Here is a 21,422-nt window from a genome sequence, read left to right on the forward strand (position 1 = left end):
CGGACTTATGACGCAACGCTTTCTTCAAGCTCAGTGATACGTTCAGAAATATCAGAGTCAGCAGGTCGAATACTGGCCAAATCACTCAGAGCGCGCAGCTCATAGATCGTCGCGCCCTGCTCACGGGCAACGGCGACAGATTTTCTGAGTGCCGCCTCGACCGCGTCGATCGGGCCTCCGTTTTCCAGCAAGAGAGCAGCTTTGATCCGGTAGATCTCGGCCTCATAATTTCGTTCATCGGTGCTTTCCGCGCAGGCCAGTCCGGCCTCGACCGCATTCAATCCTTGCTGGATTTCCCCGAGTGCAAGAAACCCCCTTGCGATCTCGGTGTTAACAAGCATACCCGCTGCCTCGGCCCCTGTTGCCTTCATTCTATCCCATGCTGCTTGCAGCAAGGTTACTCCCTTCAAAGCTTCTCCGGATCGGATCGCGACACCGGCGAGATGCGCAGTTGCAACGGCCTGATAGTAGGGCCCACCTTTGTCTCGCACAGCTTGACCCAGTGCCTCAGCCATCTGCGGATAATCGGGATGATCCGTTTGCATATGAATTTCGGTCAGCCAGTGCATCGCGTTGGCGATGATCAAGGGTTGTCCCGACGCCATCGCCGCGTCGACTGCTCTTTTGCCTTTTACCAGCCCTCTTTCCGGGTTTCCCCTAAAGCTGTCAATCAGGGCAGCCATGCTCTCGATCTGTATCACAGCGGCAATGTCAGGGCTGTTGCCAGCCTCAGCCCTATGCGCATCGGCGTGCAAAGTTGCCTTTTCCAACGCGGCTTCTGCCTCAGTGAACCGGCCCTGCGGGTATAGGGCGGCCCCGCAGATATAATTTCCGACCATGCGTGTGTGATGATCATCATAGGCATCGATGATCGCCTTACCCCAATGTTCAGCGCCGTTGTAATCGCCCTTAACCATTGCAGCAGTAAAAAGCCCTCTGCCCGCACGTACCAATGTGCGCCTGTCACCAAGCTTATCTGCCAACTCGAAACTGCGACCGAAGGCATCAATTGATGGCTTGGCCCCATATCCGACATGCACACGCTCAGCAGCGGCCAATAAGAACTGCAAATGCAACTCAGCTTCATCGCGTTTGTCTTCGGGCAATTCATCCAACAGCCGTAACCCGTTTCGGGCGTGCTGTGCCCCTTCGCGGTTGGCGTGACGCCTCAGGTTTAACCGCGCAGCCTCGGTCCAAGTGGCTACGGCCTTCGCGGTTTCACCAGCCAATTCCCAGTGCCGCGCAATCTGCTCAGGCTGGCGCGCGGCTTCGGGCTGGGCTGCCAGTGCCTCGGCAGTGCGGCGATGCAGATAGACACGCCGGTCGCGCACAAGGCTTTGATAGGCGGCTTCGCGCACCAACTCATGACGGAAGCGCCAAATCGGCTCAGCGTCATCATTGGTTCCGGGCAGGTGCTGCAAAATCCCGATTGCAGCCAGTCCGAATATCGCATCTTCGGATTCATCTTCGGTCAGATCACTGATCTGCGCAAGCAAAGGCGCACCAAAGGCGTTGCCAATCACTGCAGCCTCGATCGCGGCGCGCCGAAGCTCACCCACTTCGTCAACCTGTTGTGCCAACAGATCATGAAGCGTGGCGGGGATATTATCAACGATCCGTTCCGGCGAAGCTGCGATCGCAGCAGAGCATTCTTTGATGTACAGCGGGACACCATTCCCCCGGGCCAGAATTTGGGCCGTGGTCCGTTCATCAAGACGCGCACCCGAAGCGGCAGCGGCCAGTTCTACCGACGTTTCTTCATCAAGCGGAGGAAGCGACATTTGTTCAAGCGATGGGCTGCTATCTTTGATCACACCTGGCGCAGGCGTTCGCGAAACCATCAGCATAAGGATGGGCAGTGATGTGAGATGCTCGGCCACGTCTCGAAGAATAGAAAGGGTCGACGGGTCTACCCATTGCATATCCTCTACCACAACAAGCACAGGACCTTCGCGGCTGAGTGTTTCGTAAACGCGAATGAAAATGGCGCTCAGTTGATCGCGCAATTCCTCTTCGCTGGTGGTTCCGCTGTCTCCGGTGCCTGGAGCAAGTACAAAAAACAGCGTTCGCAATTGTGCTTCGTCCAGAATCTCAGACAAATGGCCCGTCAGTCTGTTGCGCCGCGTGGCGATATCATCCTGGCTGAGAATGCCGCACCACCGTTCGACCTGCGATATGAACGGGAAGAAAGGCGTGCTGACATGGAACGGGCTGCAGTGATAGGTAACCCATGACTGAGGCCCAACCGCAGACCGGAGGTCGCGGATCAAATGCGATTTCCCGATTCCAGCTTCGCCCAGAATGTGGATGACGCGCCCCCTGCCGGCTTCGACGTCTTTCCATGCGCGGCGCAGTTGCGCGCGCTCGGCCTTGCGACCAAGCAGTGGCATACGATTATGCCCGCGCATCTGATCCCTGCCTTCCCCCTTCAATCGGTAAACGGGAACCGGTCGATCAAACCCTGCGAGATTTTGGGCGCCTTGCGGCTCGAATTCCAAATTTTCGGCACCTAGCGCGCGTGTTGCGGCCGCGACCATTGTTTCACCCGGCGATGCCAGCGATTGCAACCGTGCAGCAAGATTAAGCGTCGATCCGAATATAGCATCTGGCTGAACATTGGCGCCCAGCGCAATATCCCCAACCAGAACCACACCCGACGCGATGCCGATCCGGCATCTCAGATCCAAGGGGCCGCTCATAGCTGGCAGATCGGTATGGATACGCAAGGCAGCGCGCAGCGCACGTTCCGCATTGTTCTCGGATGCAGAAGGCCACCCAAACGCGACAAGGATGCCATCGCCCACAATCTGCAGCACCCGACCGCCAAGCTCGTCCGCGATGTGCTCAACCAGCTGATGGTAGCGCAGCGTCGTCGAAAGCAGGTCTTCTGGTTCCAGCTTTTGTGCTAGAACGGTCGACTCGACAAGATCCACCATCATTACGGTTAGATGGCGGTGCTCCATAGCACCAAGATCGGTTTCCGGACTACTTGGGTGCAGAACCATCAGCCCTCTCCGAAAGCGGCGCTCTTGTGGTTTTGAGGTGTCAAAGCAACGCCTCTTTCAGAACCCAAAACCGAGAACATGCCTCTCATCGCGAAGCCTTACAAAAATAAAATGACTGCACTAACCGCCGCTCGACACAACGAAAGCTAACTTGGAGACTATATGAAGCTTTGCGATCTGGCTATGCCCAAGACCATGAATGCACCTTTGGAGACACGGGCGCATATTGAGTTGCTCAACCAAGCCATGCGGCAAGGTTGGTCGAAGCAGCGCCACCAGTAACCAATGATTTGCGTAAGATCAGTACACAGAGCTATCAGCACTTGAACATTGCTCTACAAAAAGCATATTCGGTCGCCAAGAAGCGGCCTGAAGAGTTTTGCCATATTTTCTGAGCAACTGAAGCGAGCAGGCAATTCATAGACGGTTGCGTTGACCTAGTCCTCGAATGGCTGTTCGCCCAGCTGTCAAACAGGGCCAAAAAATGCGCCTCCGGCGAAAACCAAAGGAAGGAATTCGATAAATGCGCATTGCGATGATTGGCACCGGGTATGTCGGCCTGGTATCCGGTGTATGCTTTTCGGATTTTGGTCACGATGTGATCTGCGTCGACAAATCTGAACACAAGATCGACATGCTGCAAAATGGCGAAGTGCCGATCTACGAACCTGGCCTCGATGTGCTCATGGCCAAAAACGTGGCTGCCGGTCGGCTAACCTTTACTACTGATCTGGCTGCGGCTGTCGATGGGGCAGATGCGGTATTTATCGCGGTTGGCACCCCAACTCGGCGCGGAGACGGACACGCCGATCTCACTTATGTGATGGCTGCAGCCGAAGAAATCGCCAACGCAATTACCGACTATACTGTGGTCGTCACCAAATCGACTGTTCCAGTAGGCACGAACCGCAAAGTACATGCGGTCGTTTCAGCGGCTAATCCGAAAGCCGAATTTGATGTCGCTTCGAACCCCGAGTTTCTGCGTGAAGGGGCTGCCATAGATGACTTCATGCGCCCCGACCGTGTCGTCGTTGGCGTTGAAAGCGAGCGCGCCGCCGAGGTCATGGCCGAAATCTACCGCCCACTTTATCTGCGTGACTTCCCGATCCTGACCACTGATCTGGAAAGCGCCGAGATGATCAAATACGCCGCCAATGCTTTCCTTGCGACCAAGATCACATTTATCAATGAAATCGCTGGCCTGTGTGAACGCGCAGGCGGCGACGTCAAAGAAGTCGCGCGTGGCATCGGACTGGACGGGCGGATCGGCAACAAATTCCTGCATGCGGGCCCCGGATATGGCGGTTCGTGCTTCCCGAAAGATACCGCAGCACTTGCACGGATCGGGCAGGATTTCGCACATCCGATGCAGATCACCGAGACCGTCATTCGCGTCAACGACGAGGTCAAGAAGCGGATGATCGAAAAGATCCGTGATGCCTGTGACGACAGCTTCAACGGTAAAACCGTGGCAGTGCTGGGTGTCACCTTCAAACCCAACACCGACGACATGCGCGACGCTCCGTCTTTGACAATCGTACCTGCATTAATCGGCGGTGGAGCCCGCGTGCGCGTAGTAGACCCCCAGGGCCGCGCCGAGGGCGAAGCGCTGCTTCCGGGTGTCGAATGGTTGGATGACCCTTATGCGGCAGCGGCTGACGCGGACGTGGTGGTCTTGCTGACCGAATGGAACGAGTTCCGCGCGCTGAACCTGAACGAATTGGCCGAAACGATGAGATCAGCACGGATGGTCGATCTGCGTAATATCTACTCATCGGCTATAGTTTTGGGTTCGGGTTTCGAGACCTATGTCGGCGTTGGCATGGGTGAGCAGGGCCAACTCTTACAGATGTAGTGGCCGGCCAGTTTGGCGCGCATTTGGGCTGTAGTTACAAACCTGATCTACCGAAGAAATCGTAGCCTCTCGTTGAAGTCACTTGGCCTGTGAACGGCTTCAACGACGATGCGGATTAGTCATATGCGTCGCGCGGCTAAGGATTTGTATTCGACCTATTTGGAAAATTTCTTAATGCCTTTTTTCGGGACTAAGCCGAAATCGACGCCCATAATAGATATTCGATGCTGGGACTCGGAGCTGCATCCGCAAACCGCTTTCCTGCCCTTCGATGCCGGCACGATTCCGTCCTTTGGTAAAACCTATCGGTTTGCAGAAATTGCAGCCTTCAACTTGCTAGGGCAGATTAGCGACTGCGCTGAGAAATTCGGTCCAGCGCTCACGATCTACAAACCCATAGGTCCTGCGCCTGACCACTCGTGCGCTGTGCAGTTGGGAAGTTCTGAGCATAAGTGTCGTGGCATTTCTGGTGAGATGATATCGTCGGTATTGCTATAAAATATCTCCTCCGGTTGCTTGATTTCCCTTGGTGAAAACCCTCAATCCCAAAGCGCCATCGTCATTTCGAAAACTCCTTCATCATATTGCAGGTAACCAAGGTGAAAGTTCTCTTCAAGCGGGCTTGCTGCCCTAGATTGCGGAGTATTGTTTTGGCCTCGTTAGGCATTTGGTCGACGACAGACTCCACATAGGATGGGATGTCTTTCAAAGCGCTTTTTTGCGCCCATACGCTCTGCCCAGCGGATCAGCAGGGTCAGATGGTGCAGTTTCGCGATGCTCTTCAGGTCCTTCAGCACCAGCATTTTGGTAACACCGGGTTTATCGAATGGAGCCATTGGAGAAGCGAGCGCAACCTTGCGCACACGTTCGGGCATGTGAAAGGCGACTGCCAAAGCGTGGAGGCCGCCCCCGGAATGACCCGCTACGTTGAAAGTATCCAAGCCAAGATGGTCAGCCAGATCCTCCATATCATCGCCCCACTCGACCATCTTCCGACCTTTCTTCGGACTGGACCCTCCGACACCGGGCTGGTCCACTGCAATCCATTGCACTCCAAGCGAGGCGGTCAGGTCGTCGTCGGGTTGTCGGATTATGTGAGAGGCAGAAAATCCGTGGCTAAAAATCACTGGTGTTCCGTTTGGATCGCCATATGTGCTGAAAGCGCGCGTTCAACTATCTCTGAGCGTTACGTGTTCGGTCAGGTGGTACTGTCGCAATCTTTTTGGATGGCAGAGCATCAGCGGAATGGGGAGCGGTTTACCCTGCCAGTTGGGCGAACTGCTGAAACGGACAGAGTCCGGGCGTGAATTGACCTTTGCGGATCATGTTGACCAGTTCTATGCCTGCTAGGATAGATGCGGCTGACGCGAAAGATTTGAACCCCAGCATGAGTCTGATTCTTCGTTTGATGAAGCGGTGATCCTGATCAATGATGTTATTGAGGTATTTCCGTCTGACCATATCGATCTGGATCGGGCAACCGAAGCTCTTGAGCATCTTATTAACTGCCTTGATGCCGGCCGTGTTAGCACCACTTTTGTCGATGACGATCTTGCGCGGTAAACCGTTTTCCTCAAGCGCGCGGGTAAAAAACCTCCATGGGACAATCTGTGATCGCTTCGTTGACGATTCCGCATTACGCTTCCGCCCTGATCGACAACCGGCGCGACTTTGTCATTGATGCACTAAAAACAACGGCGGCTCAGTTGCATGCCAGCGTAGCGACCCGAATGCCCCTGCCCCGCACGCCTTGGTATCAATTCAACTGACGATCTGCAGATGAAACCATCCGGCCCACCCAAAGGGCAGGCCGGACTGCGTGAGTGGTTGTACTTAGTCGTACAGAACGGCCGAGATTTTCGGGTCGTCAATGTTCGAGGCATCGTAGTAGTAGAAGCCTGTGTCGATCAGACCTGGAACCTCTTCTCCGTTCAATGCGGCAACTGCTGCCTTCACCGTCTCATAGCCGATGCCGACCGGATTTTGCGTGATCGCACCCGCCATCAGACCGCTCTTGATTGCGTCTTTCTGGGCCTTGCCACTGTCATAGCCAATGATGACCAGACCTTCGGTGCCCAGCTCCTGAACGCCATTCACAACGCCAATGGCCGAGCCCTCGTTGGTGCCGAAAATGCCGTTCAGATCGGGGTTTGCTGTCAGGATCGCCTTGGTGACCTCGGTCGACTTCAGGTGGTCGCCCTGGCCGTACTGAACCGTGACAACTTCGATATCCGGGTATTTCTCAGCCATGCGGTTCACGAAGCCGTCGCGACGATCGATACCGGTGCGACTGGTTTGGTCATGTGCGACAACCGCAACTTTACCCTTGCCACCAATTTTCTCTGCCATCTTGTCAGCGGCAAGCCCGGCTGCTGCCAGATTATCCGTAGTCGCAGTCGAAAGCGGAATGTCACTGTCAACGCCGCTGTCGAAAGCGATGATCGGAATGCCCTTTTCATTGGCCTGTTTCAAAAGCGGGATTGCCGCTTGGCTATCCAAGGCGGCAAAACCAATGGCTTTGGGGTTGTTGGCGAGAGCGGCAGCCAGCATGTCGATCTGACGGTCCACCATTGTCTCATTGTCCGGACCTTCGAATGTGATGGTGACATCAAATTCGTCAGCCGCCTGCTCAGCACCCGATTTCACGGCCTGCCAGAACTGATGCTGGAAGCCTTTGGATACCAGCGGGATATAAATTTCTTCGGCTGCCGCCATTGAGGCGGGTCCTGCCAGGGTGGCTGCACTCAGCGCACCCAGTATGAAACGACGTGAAAACATGTTTTTCTCCTCCACAGTTGGTCGTTTTTGTTGAGTTTCTCAGCCTGACTTTTTGCGCCGTGCCATATCGGCATAGACGGCCAGGATGATGATTGCTCCGGTCACAACGGTCTGCCATTCCTGCGCGACGGACAGCACGCGCAAACCGTTGGTCAACACGGCCATGATTAGGGCGCCAATCAGCGTGCCCAGAATGGTGCCCCGTCCGCCGGACAAGGACGTGCCGCCGATCACCACGGCTGCGATCGCTTCCAGCTCGTAGCCCAGTCCCAATGCCGGTTGTGCGGAATTCAGGCGCGAGGCGATGAGGATACCGGCGATGCCGCAAATCGCGCCTGCAAGCGCGTAAATGCGCATCTTCCACATGTCGGTGTTCACGCCGGACAGACGCACCGCTTCCTCATTTGAGCCAAGCGCGAATGTGTAGCGGCCCAGAACCGTGCGCCCCAGAATGTACGATGCGGCAATGGCAACCAGGAACAGGATCAGCACACCGTTGGGGATGGGCAGCGACGGGAAAACCTCTCCAATCAGCGACCCGCGCGAAATCAGGTCAAAGCCCGGCGTATCGTTGAAGTAGATTGGTCGCGTGCCCGAGATCACCAGCGACAGGCCTTTGAGGATCAACATCATGCCAAGCGTGGCGATGAAGGGCGGAATTTTCATTTTCGCGACGAAAGTGCCTGAGCAAAGCCCGCAAAATGCGCCGGCTGCAATGGCTGCGGCCACGCCCAACAGAAGCGGCATTCCAAGATATGTCAGGACCACCCCGGCGATCACTGCGCAGAAGGTCATCAGTGTTCCGACTGAAAGGTCGATCCCGCCCGTAATAATGACCAGCGTAGCCGCGACAGCCAGAACGCCGTTCACCGATGTCGCCTGCAGAATGGCGATCATATTCGATGTCTGCATGAAGTTCGGTGAAGCAATGGAAAAGCCGATCAGCAGAACGATCAAACTGGCAAAGGCCAACAGCTTTTGATAGGCGCCGCTGTCCGCAAGGCCCGAGAGTGGCTTTTTCTTTTCGATATCGGTTGCTGTGGTCATTGAGCTGTCCCTGTTACCTGCATCGCCGCCGCACGTTGCGTGGCCAGATGCATGATGTCTTCTTGAGTGGTGTCTTTTCCGCCAGGCAAAATGCCGGTCAGCCGCCCTTCGCACATCACGGCGATGCGATGGCTGAGGCGCATGATTTCGGGCAGTTCGGATGAGATCACGATGATCGTCTTGCCCTGCCCCGCCAGTTCTTCCAGCAACTTGTAAATCTCGGATTTCGCGCCGACGTCGATACCGCGGGTCGGTTCATCAAAGATCAGAATATCGCAGTCGCGCAGCAGCCATTTGGCGATGACAACCTTCTGTTGATTGCCGCCTGACAGCAGGCGAACCTCCTGCACATCCGATGGCGTCCGAATGCCCAATTGCTGGATGTAGCTTTTGGCGGTGTCGCTGATTTCACCATCATGCAAAACGCCGCCTGCGCCCGTGAACAGATCCATCGAGGCAAGCGCGATGTTGTCGCGTACATTCATACCAGTGGCGAGACCGAAATGCTTTCGGTCCTCGGACAGGTATCCAATCCCCGCTTTGACGGCGTCGGTGGGTGATTTGATCGACACCACCTGACCATGTACCCGGATTTCGCCGCAATCCTTGGGATCAGCCCCGAAGATAGCCCGTGCAACCTCTGTACGACCTGCGCCCATAAGACCGGCGAAGCCCAGAATTTCGCCCTTTTGGACCGAGAAGCTCACGTCCTGAATTTCGTTGCTCCGGCTCAGCCCGGTGACCTGCAGAGACATCTCAGCATCACCCAGATCGGGCACGTCCAGCGGTTCTTCCTTGACCTCGCGGCCGACCATCATGGCGATGATCTGGCTGATCGGGGTTTCGGCGGCCCCAACTGTTCCGACATATTCCCCATCGCGCATAACCGTCACGCGATCCGAGATCTGCTTGAGTTCGTCCATCTTATGGCTGATGTAAACGATGCCCACCCCCTCGGCCTTGAGACGGCGAATGATCACGAATAGCTCGGCAATCTCGGCGTCATTCAGGGCGGCTGTGGGCTCGTCCATGATCAGCACTTTGGACCAAAAGGACAGTGCCTTGGCGATCTCGACCATTTGCTGTTTCGCGATGGTCAAGCCGCCAACCAGCGCCTTCGGATCAAGGCTGAGGTTCATCGAAGCAAAGATTTCGGCGGTCTGCGCATTCAGCGCAGCTTCGTCCAAACGACCAAAGCTCTTACGCGGTTCGCGCCCGATGAAGATGTTCTGTGCGACAGTCAGGTCGTTCATCAGGCTCAGTTCCTGATGGATGATCCCGATGCCCAGATCCTGCGCCTCGCGCGGGGTTGTCGGGCTGACTTCACGCCCTTCGATCTTCAGGATCCCGCCATCGCGCTGATAGATACCCGACAGGATCTTCATCAGCGTGCTTTTTCCGGCCCCGTTCTCACCCATCAGTGCGTGAACTTCGCCCGGTTCAAGATCGAACTGTACGGATTTCAGCGCGTGCACGCCGGGGAAGAACTTATCAATCCCTGCCATTTCGACCAATTTATTCATTTTCCCTCCCATGCGCCCCTCTCCCTTGGGCCCGACGCGGGTTACATCACCGCGCCGATTTGCCAGGGGACGAATTCAACGCCCCCAAAGCCAAGTTCCTCACTTTTGGTCTTTTCTCCCGAGGCGACGCGGATGAGCATTTCAAACAGCTCTTCGCCTTTTGCCTCGATGCTGATCCCGTTGGTCACGATGTCACCGCAATTCAGGTCCATGTCGTCGGCCATGCGGGCATACATCTCGGAATTGGTGGCCAGCTTAATACAGGGCGTCGGCTTATACCCCGAAACCGAACCGCGCCCGGTGGTGAACACGATCAGGTTCGAACCCGAGGCGACCTGCCCGGTAACAGAACACGGATCAAACCCCGGGCTGTCCATGAAGACGAACCCGTGCTTGTCGACCATCTCACCGAATTTGTAGACGTCGCGCAGAGGAGCTGTGCCTCCTTTGGCAACGGCTCCCAACGATTTTTCAAGAATGGTTGTCAGGCCACCGCGCTTGTTGCCGGGGCTCGGGTTGTTGTCCATCTCACCGCCGTTGCGGGCGGTGTAATCCTCCCACCAGTGAATGCGTTCGATCAGCTTTTTACCAACTTCGACCGTTTCGGCCCGCCGCGTCAGCAAATGCTCCGCCCCGTAGATTTCCGAGGTTTCCGACAGGATCGTTGTTCCCCCGTGGCGCACCAGCAGATCCGAGGCAAACCCCAGCGCGGGGTTCGCAGTAATCCCTGAATATCCATCCGACCCGCCACATTGCATACCCACCGTGATGGCACTGATCGGAGCGGGGAAGCGTTTCGCCTGATTGGCCAACTCCGCGATGCCGCGCAGCTCGTCCAGCCCCCGTTCGATGGTGCGCAGGGTTCCGCCCTCGTTCTGAATAGTCATGTAGCGCAGGGCACCGTCAGCGCGGATTGGACGACCGCCGACAAGGTCTGCGACCTGCATGACCTCACACCCCAGACCAATCAACAGGATACCCCCGAAATTCGGATGCTGCGCATACCCGGACAAGGTTCGGAACAGGGTGGCATAACCCTCATCCTTGCCGGACATTCCGCAGCCGGTCCCATGCACAATAGGCACCACGCCATCCACATTTGGGAAGCTATCCAGCAGCCCGGATTTTTCCGCCGCCTCTGCGATGAAACGCGCCACGGACCCCGAACAATTCACGGTGGTCAGAATTCCGATGTAGTTTCGGGTGCCCACCTTACCGTCGGTGCGGTGGTATCCATCGAATGTCCGCTTTTCAGTCACGGTGGGCAGCGGCGTATTCGCGCTGGCATGTGCGTAGTCCTGCTGATGCGCCCCCATGCCAAGGTTGTGCACGTGGACATGTTCGCCCGGCGCAATATCGCATTTTGCCTGGCCGATGATCTGCCCGTAACGAACGACGTTTTCGCCAGCCTGGATTGATGACACCGCAATTTTGTGACCGCGGGAAACAGGTGCAGCCAAGGGCACCGGAACATGCGCCGGTTGTTCGCCCGCCTGCAGGTCGCGCAATGCAATGACGATATTGTCCTGTGGGTTTAGCTTCACGACATCGCGCGTTGCCGTTTCCATAGCCATTATGTCGTCATTTACTTGCATCTCTTCCCCGCTTGCTTGGGCACTGGTGCTAAATCCAAAATCGCTACTTGTCAACTAACATGTTAGAATGTTAAATTGCTGAGCATGAGCAAACACCAAGATATTAATGCCGCGCTGCTGCCTGAGATCACGGCTATCGAAGGGCCGCTGACTCAACGGGTTCACCACTCATTGAAGCAGGCGATTCTCTCGCTTGATTTCCCACCCGGAGCAAATCTAAGAAAGGCACCGGTATGCGAGCGACTGGGCGTATCGCGCGCTCCTGTCGCCGATGCGATTGCGCGGCTGGCATCAGAGGGGCTGGTGGATGTCGTGCCACAATCCGGCACCCGCGTATCCTATTTTTCGATGGATGAAATTCGCGAAGGCGTTTTCCTGCGCGAGGCGCTTGAGCTTGCAACCGTCGCCAAGGTCGCGCGCGATCTGACCGGCGATCAGCGCAAGCGGTTGAGCCGCAACATGCGCCTGCAGGAACTGTTGATCGAGGATGAGGACATCCCCGGCTTTTATCAGGCAGACGAAGAATTCCACAGTCTGCTGATGGAGTTCACCGGCTTCCGCCGCCTCGGAGATGTAGCCCAGACCGTCTCATTACAAGTCAGCCGCGCCCGAATGCTGTTGCTGCCCACCCCTGGCCGGATCGCCGAAACACTGGCGGAGCACAGGGCTATTTTCGAGGCAATCAGCGATCGTAACGAACAGGCTGCGCAGGACGCCATGCGTACCCACCTTGGGCAGTTGATGCCGCGCATCGAACTACTGGAAAAGCAAAATCCCGATTTGTTCAACCTCACCCCACAGCTGAATAGCGAGGCAGGATGACCGTTTCCCAGACAGAACTACTGAACAACCGGACCAAACGGCCCGTTCCCCTGACCCGCATGGGATTCGGTGGGGCGCCGCTGGGGAACCTGTATCGCAAAGTCTCGGACGAGGACGCTCAGGCTGCATTGCAAGCCGCCTATGACGCAGGCATCCGGTTTTTTGATACCGCGCCGCAATACGGGCTTGGTCGGTCAGAGCATCGGTTCGGACTGGCGATAGGCCGGTTTGGCCGCGAGAACATTCAGCTTTCGACCAAGATCGGTCGCCTGCTGCTGGATTGCGAACCGCATGAGGTGACACCTGAAGCCTTTGTCGATGTCCCGCAGAAAAGAATCGTCTTCGACTATACCTATGACGGGGTCATGCGGTCTTACGAGGCCAGCCGCGACAGGATCGGTGTAGCCAACTCAGACATTCTTCTGGTCCATGATGTCTGTGTCTTCAGTCAAGGCAGTCAGGAAGTGTCTGATGCCAAGGTGCGGGAACTCTTTGATGGCGGGGGGTACAAAGCGCTAACCGAACTGCGCGATGCCGGAGAAATCGCTGCAATTGGGGCGGGCGTAAACGAATGGCAGGTTTGCGAAAGGCTGCTTGGTCTGGGGGACTTTGATGGTTTCCTGCTGGCTGGGCGCTATACGCTGCTGGAGCAGGAAGCGCTCGACAGTTTCTTGCCACTTTGTGAGCAGCGCGATGTCGGGATCATTCTGGGCGGGCCGTACAATTCCGGCATCCTCGCCACCGGAGCCGTGCCCGGCGCCAAGTATAATTATGCAGACGCACCTGAAGATATTCTGGACCGGGTCCGCAAGATCGAAGCCGTTTGCGCTGCACACAACACTCCGCTGATCGCCGCCGCGCTGCAATTTGTTCTGGGTCATCCTTGCGTCAAAACGGTCATACCTGGCGCTGTCAACGCATCCGAAGTACAGTCCAATGTGGCACTGATGGAGCGCGACATTCCCCCTGGCCTGTGGTCGGACCTGCGATCCGAAGGCCTGATCCGACCCGACGCGCCTCTGCCAAGCGAGGCTGCAGATGCTGCGTAACATCGACCCGATCCTGTCGCCAGAGCTGCTGTATACCCTCAGGGCCATGGGCCACGGGGATGAAATCGTCATCGCAGACGCGAATTTCCCGGGTTCCAGCAGCGGGCCGGACTGCATCCGGGCGGACGGGTCTTCGGCCAGCGAAGTGTTGCGAGCTGTATTGTCGGTGATGCCGTTAGATACATTCGTTTCTGATCCGGCGTTGACCATGCAGGTTGTCGGCGACGCGGAGGCAGTTCCTGACGCAGCCGCGGACTTTCAGCGTATCATCGACACGACCGCCGACAACCCGGCCAAGGTTCAGGGCTTGGAACGGTTTGCATTCTACGCCCGTGCAGCCAACGCTTTTGCCATCGTTCAGACAGGCGAGCGCAGGCTCTACGGCAACATCATCCTCAAAAAGGGTGTGATCGAATGAGGATCGACGCGCATCAGCATTTCTGGGCCTTGACACGTGGTGACTATGGCTGGCTGACACCCGATCTGGACACAATCTACCGGGATTTCACTCCGAACGATCTAATGCCCCTGCTAAAAGCTGCCGAGATTGATGGCACAGTTCTTGTCCAGGCGGCACCCACAGTGGCTGAGACCGAATACATGCTCTCGCTGGCCGACCAGTATGCATTCATTAAAGGTGTTGTCGGCTGGGTTGATTTTGAAGCCGATGATGTTGGCGCGCAGATTGCCGCTTTGGCCGCCCATCAGGCACTGGTCGGTCTTCGCCCGATGATACAGGACATCGCTGACCCTCTGTGGATGCTCGGCGACACGCTGCCTCCAGCTTTCGAGGCTGTTCAACGGCATGACCTGACATTCGATGCACTGACCTTGCCCCAACACTTGGGTCCTCTCAGGCAACTTCTTCAGCGTTACCCCGATATGCGTGTGGTCATCGACCATGGATCGAAACCATTTATCAAAGACGCGATCTTGGACGGCTGGTCCGAAGACATGTCGACATTGGCCCGAGAGACCAGTGCGTGGTGCAAGCTGTCCGGTCTTGCGACTGAAGCAGCCGCAGACTGGACGATCGAAGACCTGTGCCCCTATGTGGATCACCTGCTGAACACTTTCGGCCCGTCGCGTTTGATCTGGGGCAGCGATTGGCCGGTTTGCACTTTGGCCAGCAGCTACGAACGCTGGTGTGAAACCACCGACACTCTGCTGAACCAGCTGAGTAACGCAGAACGCAAGGCAATTATGGGTGGTAACGCCGCCCGCGCCTATAACCTCAGGGATTGAAATGACTATACCTACATTGGAAGCAAACGGGCTGTGGCTCGGCCGTCTTGAGCGTGCTGAGGTCGGACCCAGCGTGGTCACACTTCGCAGTGGGCGGGTTGTCGATATTACATCAAAAACGGCACCAACCGTCCGGGATATTCTAGAGCGCGACGATGCCGCGGATTATGTGCGCAACGTTCAAGGTGAAGATATCGGGCCTTTGGACGCCGACCATCAGTGGCTCGCGCCATGTGATCTGCAAGCGGTTAAGGCCTGTGGCGTTACATTTGCAGGCTCCATGGTCGAGCGCGTGATCGAGGAACAGGCCGCAGGCGATCCAGCCAAAGCCGACGCGATCCGGGCGCGCATCGGAGACCGGATCGGAGACAGCCTCTCGAACATCGTGCCGGGATCGGACGCGGCCGCAGAGGTCAAAGAAGCCCTGATCGCTGAAGGTCTCTGGAGCCAGTATCTGGAGGTTGGGATCGGCCCCGATGCCGAGGTGTTTTCAAAGGCGCAGGTCCTTTCGTCAGTCGGCTTCGGCGCAGATATAGGGCTTCACCCCATTTCTACTTGGAACAACCCCGAGCCCGAAATTGTTCTGGCCGTCACTTCAAAGGGCGAGAACAAGGGCGCAACGCTGGGCAATGATGTGAACCTGCGCGATGTCGAGGGGCGTTCGGCTCTGTTACTGAGCAAAGCCAAGGACAACAACGCCTCCTGCGCGATCGGACCGATGATCCGGTTGTTCGATGATGGGTTCACACTGGACGATGTACGTCAGGCTGAATTGACGCTTACTGTCACCGGACCGGATGGATACGTCCTGAACGGCAGCTCATCCATGTCGCAGATCAGCCGCGATCCTGCCGACCTTGTGAAGCAGACAATCGGACGTCACCACCAATATCCTGACGGGCTGATGCTGTTTCTCGGCACGCTATTCGCCCCGACCCAGGACCGGGATACCCCCGGAGGCGGGTTCACGCACAAGCTTGGCGACGTCGTCACCATCGCCAATTCACAACTTGGGGCACTGACAAACACGGTGCGCCTGTCGACGGAATGCCCCGAATGGACCTTCGGGGCGTCACACCTGATGCGAAACCTCGCCCATCGCGGCCTGCTGTAAGAGAGAACGAATATGCTGACTGGAAAACACCTGATCGCTGGCGAATGGGTCGGCGCAGATGCGACGTTTGCGTCCGAACCCGCGCATGGGCCAAGCCACGACTATTCTGTGGGGACAGCGGCATTGGTCGATACCGCAGTCGAAGCGGCCGAGGCAGCCTTTGCCACTTTTGGATGGTCCTCGCGCGCCGCGCGCGCCGCACTTCTGCGCAAAATCGCGGAGGAGATTGACGCGCGCGGGGATGCCATTACCGAGATTGGCACTCAGGAAACCGGCTTGCCCGAGGCACGCCTGCAAGGGGAACGTGGCCGTACGGTCGGCCAGCTGCGTCATTTCGCGGATCACATCGAAGCGGTTGATTACCTGGACATGCGCCATGACCCGGCCATGCCAGATCGCGCACCCCTGCCCCGCCCCGACATCCGCATGATCCAGCGCCCGCTGGGTCCTGTTGCGGTGTTCGGCGCGTCGAACTTCCCATTGGCCTTCTCGGTTGCTGGGGGCGATACCGCCGCGGCGCTGGCCGCAGGATGCTCGGTTGTCGTCAAAGGCCATTCGGCCCATCCCGGCACTGGCGAGATCGTAGCGCAGGCCATCGACGCCGCCATCAAGGCGACCGGGGTTCATCCCGGAGTGTTTTCGCTGGTTCAGGGCGGCAAACGGGATGTCGGCACGCGGCTGGTGCAGCATCCGCGGATCCGGGCGGTGGGCTTTACCGGCAGCCTCGCAGGCGGGCGCGCCTTGTTTGACCTGTGCGCGCAACGGGACGAACCCATTCCGTTCTTTGGCGAGCTGGGCTCTGTCAATCCAATGTTTATCTTGCCGCAAGCCGCAGCCGCGCGCGGGGCTGAGATCGGCACCGGCTGGTCAGGATCGCTGACCATGGGTGCGGGCCAGTTCTGCACCAATCCCGGCATTGCCGTGATCATTGATGGGCCCGATGCAGATGCATTTCAGGCGGCTGCCGAAACCAGTCTATCCACCGTAGCCGAACAAACCATGCTGACCGATGGAATTGCAGCTGCGTATCGCGACGGTGTTTCCCGCGTCGCCGCGGGAACTGGTGTTTCCAAGATCATGGGCACCCGTTGCGAGACGCGCGATGCCGCGCCTTACCTGTTCGCAGTTTCCGGCGAGGACTGGCTGGCTGATCGCAAGCTTCAGGAAGAGGTTTTCGGACCGTTGGGCATTATCGTTCGCGTGAAAGACAACTCACAAATGCAACGGATCGCGCGCGCCATCGAAGGGCAACTAACCTGTACCCTGCATCTTGACGCAGGCGACAAACCAGAGGCTCAGGCGCTGCTTCCGCTGCTGGAACGCAAGGCGGGGCGCCTGCTGGCCAACAGCTTCCCGACCGGTGTCGAAGTGTGCGACAGCATGGTTCACGGCGGCCCCTACCCCGCCTCAACCAACTTTGGCGCAACATCCGTGGGCACTTTGTCGATCCGCCGTTTCCTGCGGCCGGTTTGTTATCAGGACATTCCGACGGATCTTCTGCCCGAGAAATTGTGAGGCCGCCAATGACGACATTCAAACCATCGAACCGGCTTGCAGGCAGAACCGCTCTGATCACAGCTGCCGGGCAAGGCATTGGCCGCGCCACGGCGGAATTGTTTGCGGCCGAAGGCGCACGCGTGATCGCCAGCGACATCAACGACGCAACGCTTGCGGAGTTGGGCGGTACCCCGGGGATCGAACCGCTCAAACTGGACGTAACAGACAATGAAGCTGTGAAAGCTGCTGCGGCCGGCCTGCCGAACCTGGACGTTTTGTTTAACTGTGCGGGTTTCGTCGCCGGGGGCTCAATCCTTGAATGCAGCGACACAGATTGGGATTTCAGCTTTGACCTCAACGTCAAAGCCATGTTCAGACTGATCCGCCTGACCCTTCCGGGAATGCTGGAAGCGGGCGGTGGGTCAATCATCAACATGTCGTCGGTCGCATCATCCATGAAGGGCGTGCCAAACCGATTTGCATATTGCGCATCAAAGGCAGCGGTCATAGGCCTGACCAAATCCGTGGCCGCCGATTTCGTAACTCAAGGCATCCGATGCAACGCGATTTGTCCCGGAACCGTCGACAGCCCCAGCCTGCATGACAGGCTGCGCGCCACTGGTGACTATGAACAAGCAATGACGGATTTCATTGCCCGTCAACCGATGGGTCGTATTGGTACAGCGGAAGAAATCGCAGAACTGGCTCTGTATTTGGCCAGTGATGCCAGTAAATACACGTCGGGTCAGCCTTTTGCCATAGATGGCGGCTGGACGATCTGAACAGAAAGGATTTTACAATGAAACTGCTACGTTATGGCCAGAAAGGCGCTGAGAAACCCGGTATTTTGGCATCGGACGGCTCGGTTCGTGACCTCTCCGGCGCTATCGATGACATCTCGGGTGACACGCTTGGCGACGCCGTTCTTGAGAAATTGCGGGCAACAGATGTGGACAGCCTGCCGGTGGTAGATGGAGATTCACGCATCGGCCCTTGCGTTGGCAATGTCGGCAAATTCATCTGCATTGGTCTGAACTATGCCGATCACGCTGCGGAAAGCGGTATGGAACTACCCGCTGAGCCAGTAATTTTCTTCAAAGCCACCTCTGCCATCATCGGTCCCAACGATACTGTCGAAATCCCGCGTGGTTCGGTCAAAACCGACTGGGAGGTAGAGCTCGGCGTTGTCATCGGCAAAGAGGCCAAATACGTATCCGAGGCCGAAGCCATGGACCACGTTGCTGGGTACTGCGTTGTGAACGACCTGTCAGAACGAGATTTTCAACTTCATCGCTCGGGCCAATGGGTCAAAGGAAAGTCTGCAGACACATTCGGCCCAATCGGCCCATGGCTGGTGACACGAGACGAGGTGCCAGACCCACAAAACCTGCCGATGTATCTTGAGGTAAACGGGCACCGCTATCAGGATGGGTCAACCAAAACGATGCATTTTGACGTTGCTACGGTGATCTCACACCTGTCGCAGTTCATGTCACTGCAACCCGGGGACGTGATTTCAACAGGAACACCCCCGGGTGTTGGTATGGGTCAAAACCCGCAGATCTATCTGAAACCCGGCGACAAGATGGAGCTTGGCATCAAAGGGCTGGGCGTGCAACGGCAGGATGTAATATCTGGTTAGTCGAGACTCAGGCATCTGCGTTTGCCTCATCTGGACTAAGTTAGGACGGCCCATACCGGCCATTCTCCCGATGATTGCAACGCTTCAGTGCGGCCCGTCGAACCAGCCATTCGCTGCAAACGCGAAGTTTGAATTCTGGCCAACTCACCCAACACGGTTGGCATCAAGGCCATAAACAAGATGTTGAAAGGCTTTGGTTGCCCGATCCCAATTGAAATGGCCAGGCGGAAATACTTGAACAACATTGTGGAGCAGGATCATCGTTTCATAAAGAGACGAACCCGCCCGATGCTGGGGTTTAAAGCCTTCGCATCAGCAGCAGCAACATTGGACGGAATCGAAGTGGCGCACATGATCTGCAAAGGCCAAATCACGCCCGGACTCTGTCCGTTTCGCCAGTTCGCGGAACTTGCCTCTTAAACCTGCTGCTACAGCGCGTTCACTTCAGCCAACCAAAACTTCGCAACAGAACCGCTCACAGCGATGAGACACGAATGCAGCCTGAGTATGCCAATCCAACCTCTTCGGGAGCCACTTTGAACGTCCACCTTCGTGGCCAGATTTCAGCCCCATCATACCTTATTCCGGCAAGCCCGCTTCGCGCAGGTCTTTCACCACGCGCTCCAAATCCGAAGCGACAACATACTTGCCTTCATAATTGTGAAGTACGTCCTGCAGAGAATATTCAGGATCGAACGCTATCAACTGCTCTACCGCTTTCCGCGCCTCTGCCTGATCGCCGCGGCACATCTGGATGATCGCCAGCACACGATAGGCCATCGGAGGAATCTCGGACATGCCGTTCATGGTCTCCAGCGCATCGTCACAGTTCCGCGTGTGCCATTGCACCCAGGCGAGGTTCCATTTGATCCAGTCCTGATGGAGCGGGTCAAGGCGGACAACGCGCAGCATAAGGTCCTCGGCCTCTTCCGCCTGCCCGCCATAGGTCAGAGCTTCGGCCAGTGCGGCCATCGCGCTCGTATCGTTGGGGTTGAGTTCCAGTGCTTTTCGGAACCGTGCCACCGATTTATCAAGCGCGCCTTCTTGAATATGCATGTACGCCATTGCCGAATGCGCATCATAGTAGTCGGGCCCAACTTGAACGGCTTTGCGGGCATAGTTGCGTGCGGCATCCAACTCGACACTCGGGTCTTCATCTGTCCATCCCCAACGGAAGCGGTTGATATGAACAAACGTCAGCCCGACATATCCATAAGGTTGCGTTGGATCGGCTTCGAGAGCGGCCATATTGGCGAGCCGGGCCTTTTCATTGCCTTCGGGGGTAAAGGAAAAGAGGTGCTGACGCGCTTTCCAGTTCAAGAGCAGTGCGGTCAGCTTCGCCTCGTCCGACTTAATCGCTTTCTGACCTTCCAGATTGATGACACGTTGCGCAACTGTCGCAACGGTTCTTTGTACGATTTCATCCTGCATCGCAAAGACATCAGCAAGGTCACTATTGTAGACATTTGACCACAGGCTCCGGCCCTCAACGGCATCAATCAATTGAACAGTCACGCGCAACTGATCACCGCTTTTTTGTTGGCTGCCCTCCAACAGGTACCGCACGCCAAGGGCGCTGGAGATTTGGCTGACGTCAGAGGTACGCTCTCGAAAACTGAAACTCGAGTTTCGTGCGATGACAAATAGCTCGGAGTACCGGGACAAATCCACAATGATGCCTTCGGCGATCGCATCGCTGAGATAGTCGGCATCGGCACCGACACTATGGTCTTCAAATGCCAGTACGGCGATGGATGGCTTTGACGGCAAAGCGAGGCTTTGCGGCGTAGCATCCTGATCAAGCCCCATTCGCCAGAACGCACCTAGGGCCAAGATGAGGATGGCGATTATGCCGAAAACAGCAAATCTGTTCCGACCGCCATGCGCGACCTGCGGCTTCCCGGCCGAAGAAGGCGGGGTCGGGACCAGTCTGTACCCTTTTTTAGGAAGCGTCTGGACAATGGTGTGATCGACATCGTTCAACGCCTTTCGGATGTCAGCAATGCACTGGGAAAGGCTGTCGTCTGTGACAACCGTCTTGGCCCATACGGTTTCAAACAAATCATCTTTAGAAACGGTCTCGCCAAAGCGATCCACGAGATATGTGAGGACTTCGGAACTCTGCCGGCGCAAATGCACCAGGTGCCCGGACCCATCCAGCAACTCCCCTGTATCCCTTGAAAATACAAAGTCTCCCACCGGAACTATGTCTGATGAATTCAGATCTTTTTCAGGGCTTTCTCCGGACAT

At 56.7% G+C, this 21,422-nt stretch carries 16 protein-coding genes and 2 pseudogenes; 10 read left to right on the top strand and 8 right to left on the bottom strand.

Translation table 11 applies throughout. From position 1 onward, the window contains the following. Nucleotides 1-5 precede the first annotated feature (5 nt). Nucleotides 6-3,005, bottom strand: coding sequence for an ATP-binding protein (locus ACR0B3_RS14515; RefSeq protein ID WP_480809709.1), 3,000 nt, complete (start codon nt 3,003-3,005; stop codon nt 6-8). A gap of 523 nt (nt 3,006-3,528) precedes the next feature. Between ACR0B3_RS14515 and ACR0B3_RS14520 the strand changes: the two genes are divergently transcribed. Next, entirely contained in the window at nt 3,529-4,860 is a 1,332-nt protein-coding gene (locus ACR0B3_RS14520; RefSeq protein WP_480809710.1) for a UDP-glucose dehydrogenase family protein, read from the top strand. Between the two features lie 659 nt (nt 4,861-5,519). Here the strand turns inward: ACR0B3_RS14520 and ACR0B3_RS14525 are convergent. The 6 genes and pseudogenes from ACR0B3_RS14525 to ACR0B3_RS14550 all read right to left on the bottom strand — a co-directional run bounded on the left by ACR0B3_RS14525 (nt 5,520) and on the right by ACR0B3_RS14550 (nt 11,782). After that, on the bottom strand, nt 5,520-5,987 hold the full coding sequence (locus ACR0B3_RS14525; protein WP_480809711.1) for an alpha/beta fold hydrolase: 468 nt from the start codon (nt 5,985-5,987) through the stop codon (nt 5,520-5,522). Between the two features lie 130 nt (nt 5,988-6,117). After that, nucleotides 6,118-6,474: pseudogene (locus ACR0B3_RS14530) on the bottom strand (DDE-type integrase/transposase/recombinase); the annotation flags it as partial. A gap of 219 nt (nt 6,475-6,693) precedes the next feature. Continuing rightward, nucleotides 6,694-7,638: an ABC transporter substrate-binding protein gene (locus tag ACR0B3_RS14535; protein WP_170534597.1), complete on the bottom strand. Its 945-nt coding sequence runs from the start codon at nt 7,636-7,638 to the stop codon at nt 6,694-6,696. 39 nt (nt 7,639-7,677) lie between these two features. Next, nucleotides 7,678-8,685, bottom strand: a complete 1,008-nt coding sequence (locus ACR0B3_RS14540; protein WP_170423121.1) for an ABC transporter permease — start codon at nt 8,683-8,685, stop codon at nt 7,678-7,680. Further along, complete coding sequence (locus ACR0B3_RS14545; RefSeq protein ID WP_480809712.1) at nt 8,682-10,208, bottom strand: sugar ABC transporter ATP-binding protein; 1,527 nt, start codon at nt 10,206-10,208, stop codon at nt 8,682-8,684. The genes ACR0B3_RS14540 and ACR0B3_RS14545 overlap by 4 nt, the downstream gene beginning before the upstream one ends. A gap of 41 nt (nt 10,209-10,249) precedes the next feature. Next, nucleotides 10,250-11,782 carry a UxaA family hydrolase gene (locus tag ACR0B3_RS14550; RefSeq protein ID WP_480809713.1) on the bottom strand — a complete coding sequence of 511 codons (1,533 nt, stop codon included), beginning with the start codon at nt 11,780-11,782 and terminating at the stop codon, nt 10,250-10,252. A gap of 105 nt (nt 11,783-11,887) precedes the next feature. On the opposite strand from ACR0B3_RS14550, the gene ACR0B3_RS14555 reads away from it, so the two are divergent. The 9 genes and pseudogenes from ACR0B3_RS14555 to ACR0B3_RS14595 form a co-directional block, all read left to right on the top strand. Next, a complete protein-coding gene (locus ACR0B3_RS14555; protein WP_480809714.1) occupies nt 11,888-12,625 on the top strand; it encodes a GntR family transcriptional regulator in 738 nt (245 codons plus the stop codon). After that, on the top strand, nt 12,622-13,674 hold the full coding sequence (locus ACR0B3_RS14560) for an aldo/keto reductase (RefSeq protein ID WP_480809715.1): 1,053 nt from the start codon (nt 12,622-12,624) through the stop codon (nt 13,672-13,674). Before ACR0B3_RS14555 ends, ACR0B3_RS14560 begins: the two co-directional genes overlap by 4 nt. Then, the gene (locus ACR0B3_RS14565) at nt 13,664-14,092 is read left to right on the top strand and encodes an RbsD/FucU family protein (RefSeq protein ID WP_480809716.1); all 429 of its coding nucleotides are present in this window, start codon (nt 13,664-13,666) and stop codon (nt 14,090-14,092) included. Before ACR0B3_RS14560 ends, ACR0B3_RS14565 begins: the two co-directional genes overlap by 11 nt. Further along, nucleotides 14,089-14,919, top strand: a complete 831-nt coding sequence (locus tag ACR0B3_RS14570; protein ID WP_480809717.1) for an amidohydrolase family protein — start codon at nt 14,089-14,091, stop codon at nt 14,917-14,919. The genes ACR0B3_RS14565 and ACR0B3_RS14570 overlap by 4 nt, the downstream gene beginning before the upstream one ends. Before the next feature lies 1 nt (nt 14,920). Further along, a complete protein-coding gene (locus tag ACR0B3_RS14575; protein ID WP_480809718.1) occupies nt 14,921-16,033 on the top strand; it encodes a fumarylacetoacetate hydrolase family protein in 1,113 nt (370 codons plus the stop codon). Between the two features lie 12 nt (nt 16,034-16,045). Then, complete coding sequence (locus tag ACR0B3_RS14580; RefSeq protein WP_480809719.1) at nt 16,046-17,548, top strand: aldehyde dehydrogenase (NADP(+)); 1,503 nt, start codon at nt 16,046-16,048, stop codon at nt 17,546-17,548. Nucleotides 17,549-17,556: 8 nt separating this feature from the next. Then, nucleotides 17,557-18,312 (top strand): SDR family oxidoreductase, encoded by a 756-nt coding sequence (locus tag ACR0B3_RS14585; protein WP_480809720.1) that lies wholly within the window; start codon nt 17,557-17,559, stop codon nt 18,310-18,312. 17 nt (nt 18,313-18,329) lie between these two features. Continuing rightward, nucleotides 18,330-19,172: a fumarylacetoacetate hydrolase family protein gene (locus ACR0B3_RS14590; protein ID WP_480809721.1), complete on the top strand. Its 843-nt coding sequence runs from the start codon at nt 18,330-18,332 to the stop codon at nt 19,170-19,172. Nucleotides 19,173-19,313: 141 nt separating this feature from the next. Beyond that, a pseudogene (locus tag ACR0B3_RS14595) lies at nt 19,314-19,592 on the top strand (DDE-type integrase/transposase/recombinase); the annotation flags it as partial. Nucleotides 19,593-19,751: 159 nt separating this feature from the next. Here the strand turns inward: ACR0B3_RS14595 and ACR0B3_RS14600 are convergent. Next, nucleotides 19,752-21,422 carry a winged helix-turn-helix domain-containing tetratricopeptide repeat protein gene (locus ACR0B3_RS14600; RefSeq protein ID WP_480809722.1) on the bottom strand — a complete coding sequence of 557 codons (1,671 nt, stop codon included), beginning with the start codon at nt 21,420-21,422 and terminating at the stop codon, nt 19,752-19,754.

It is taken from the genome of Ruegeria sp. CE9 (assembly GCF_056537425.1).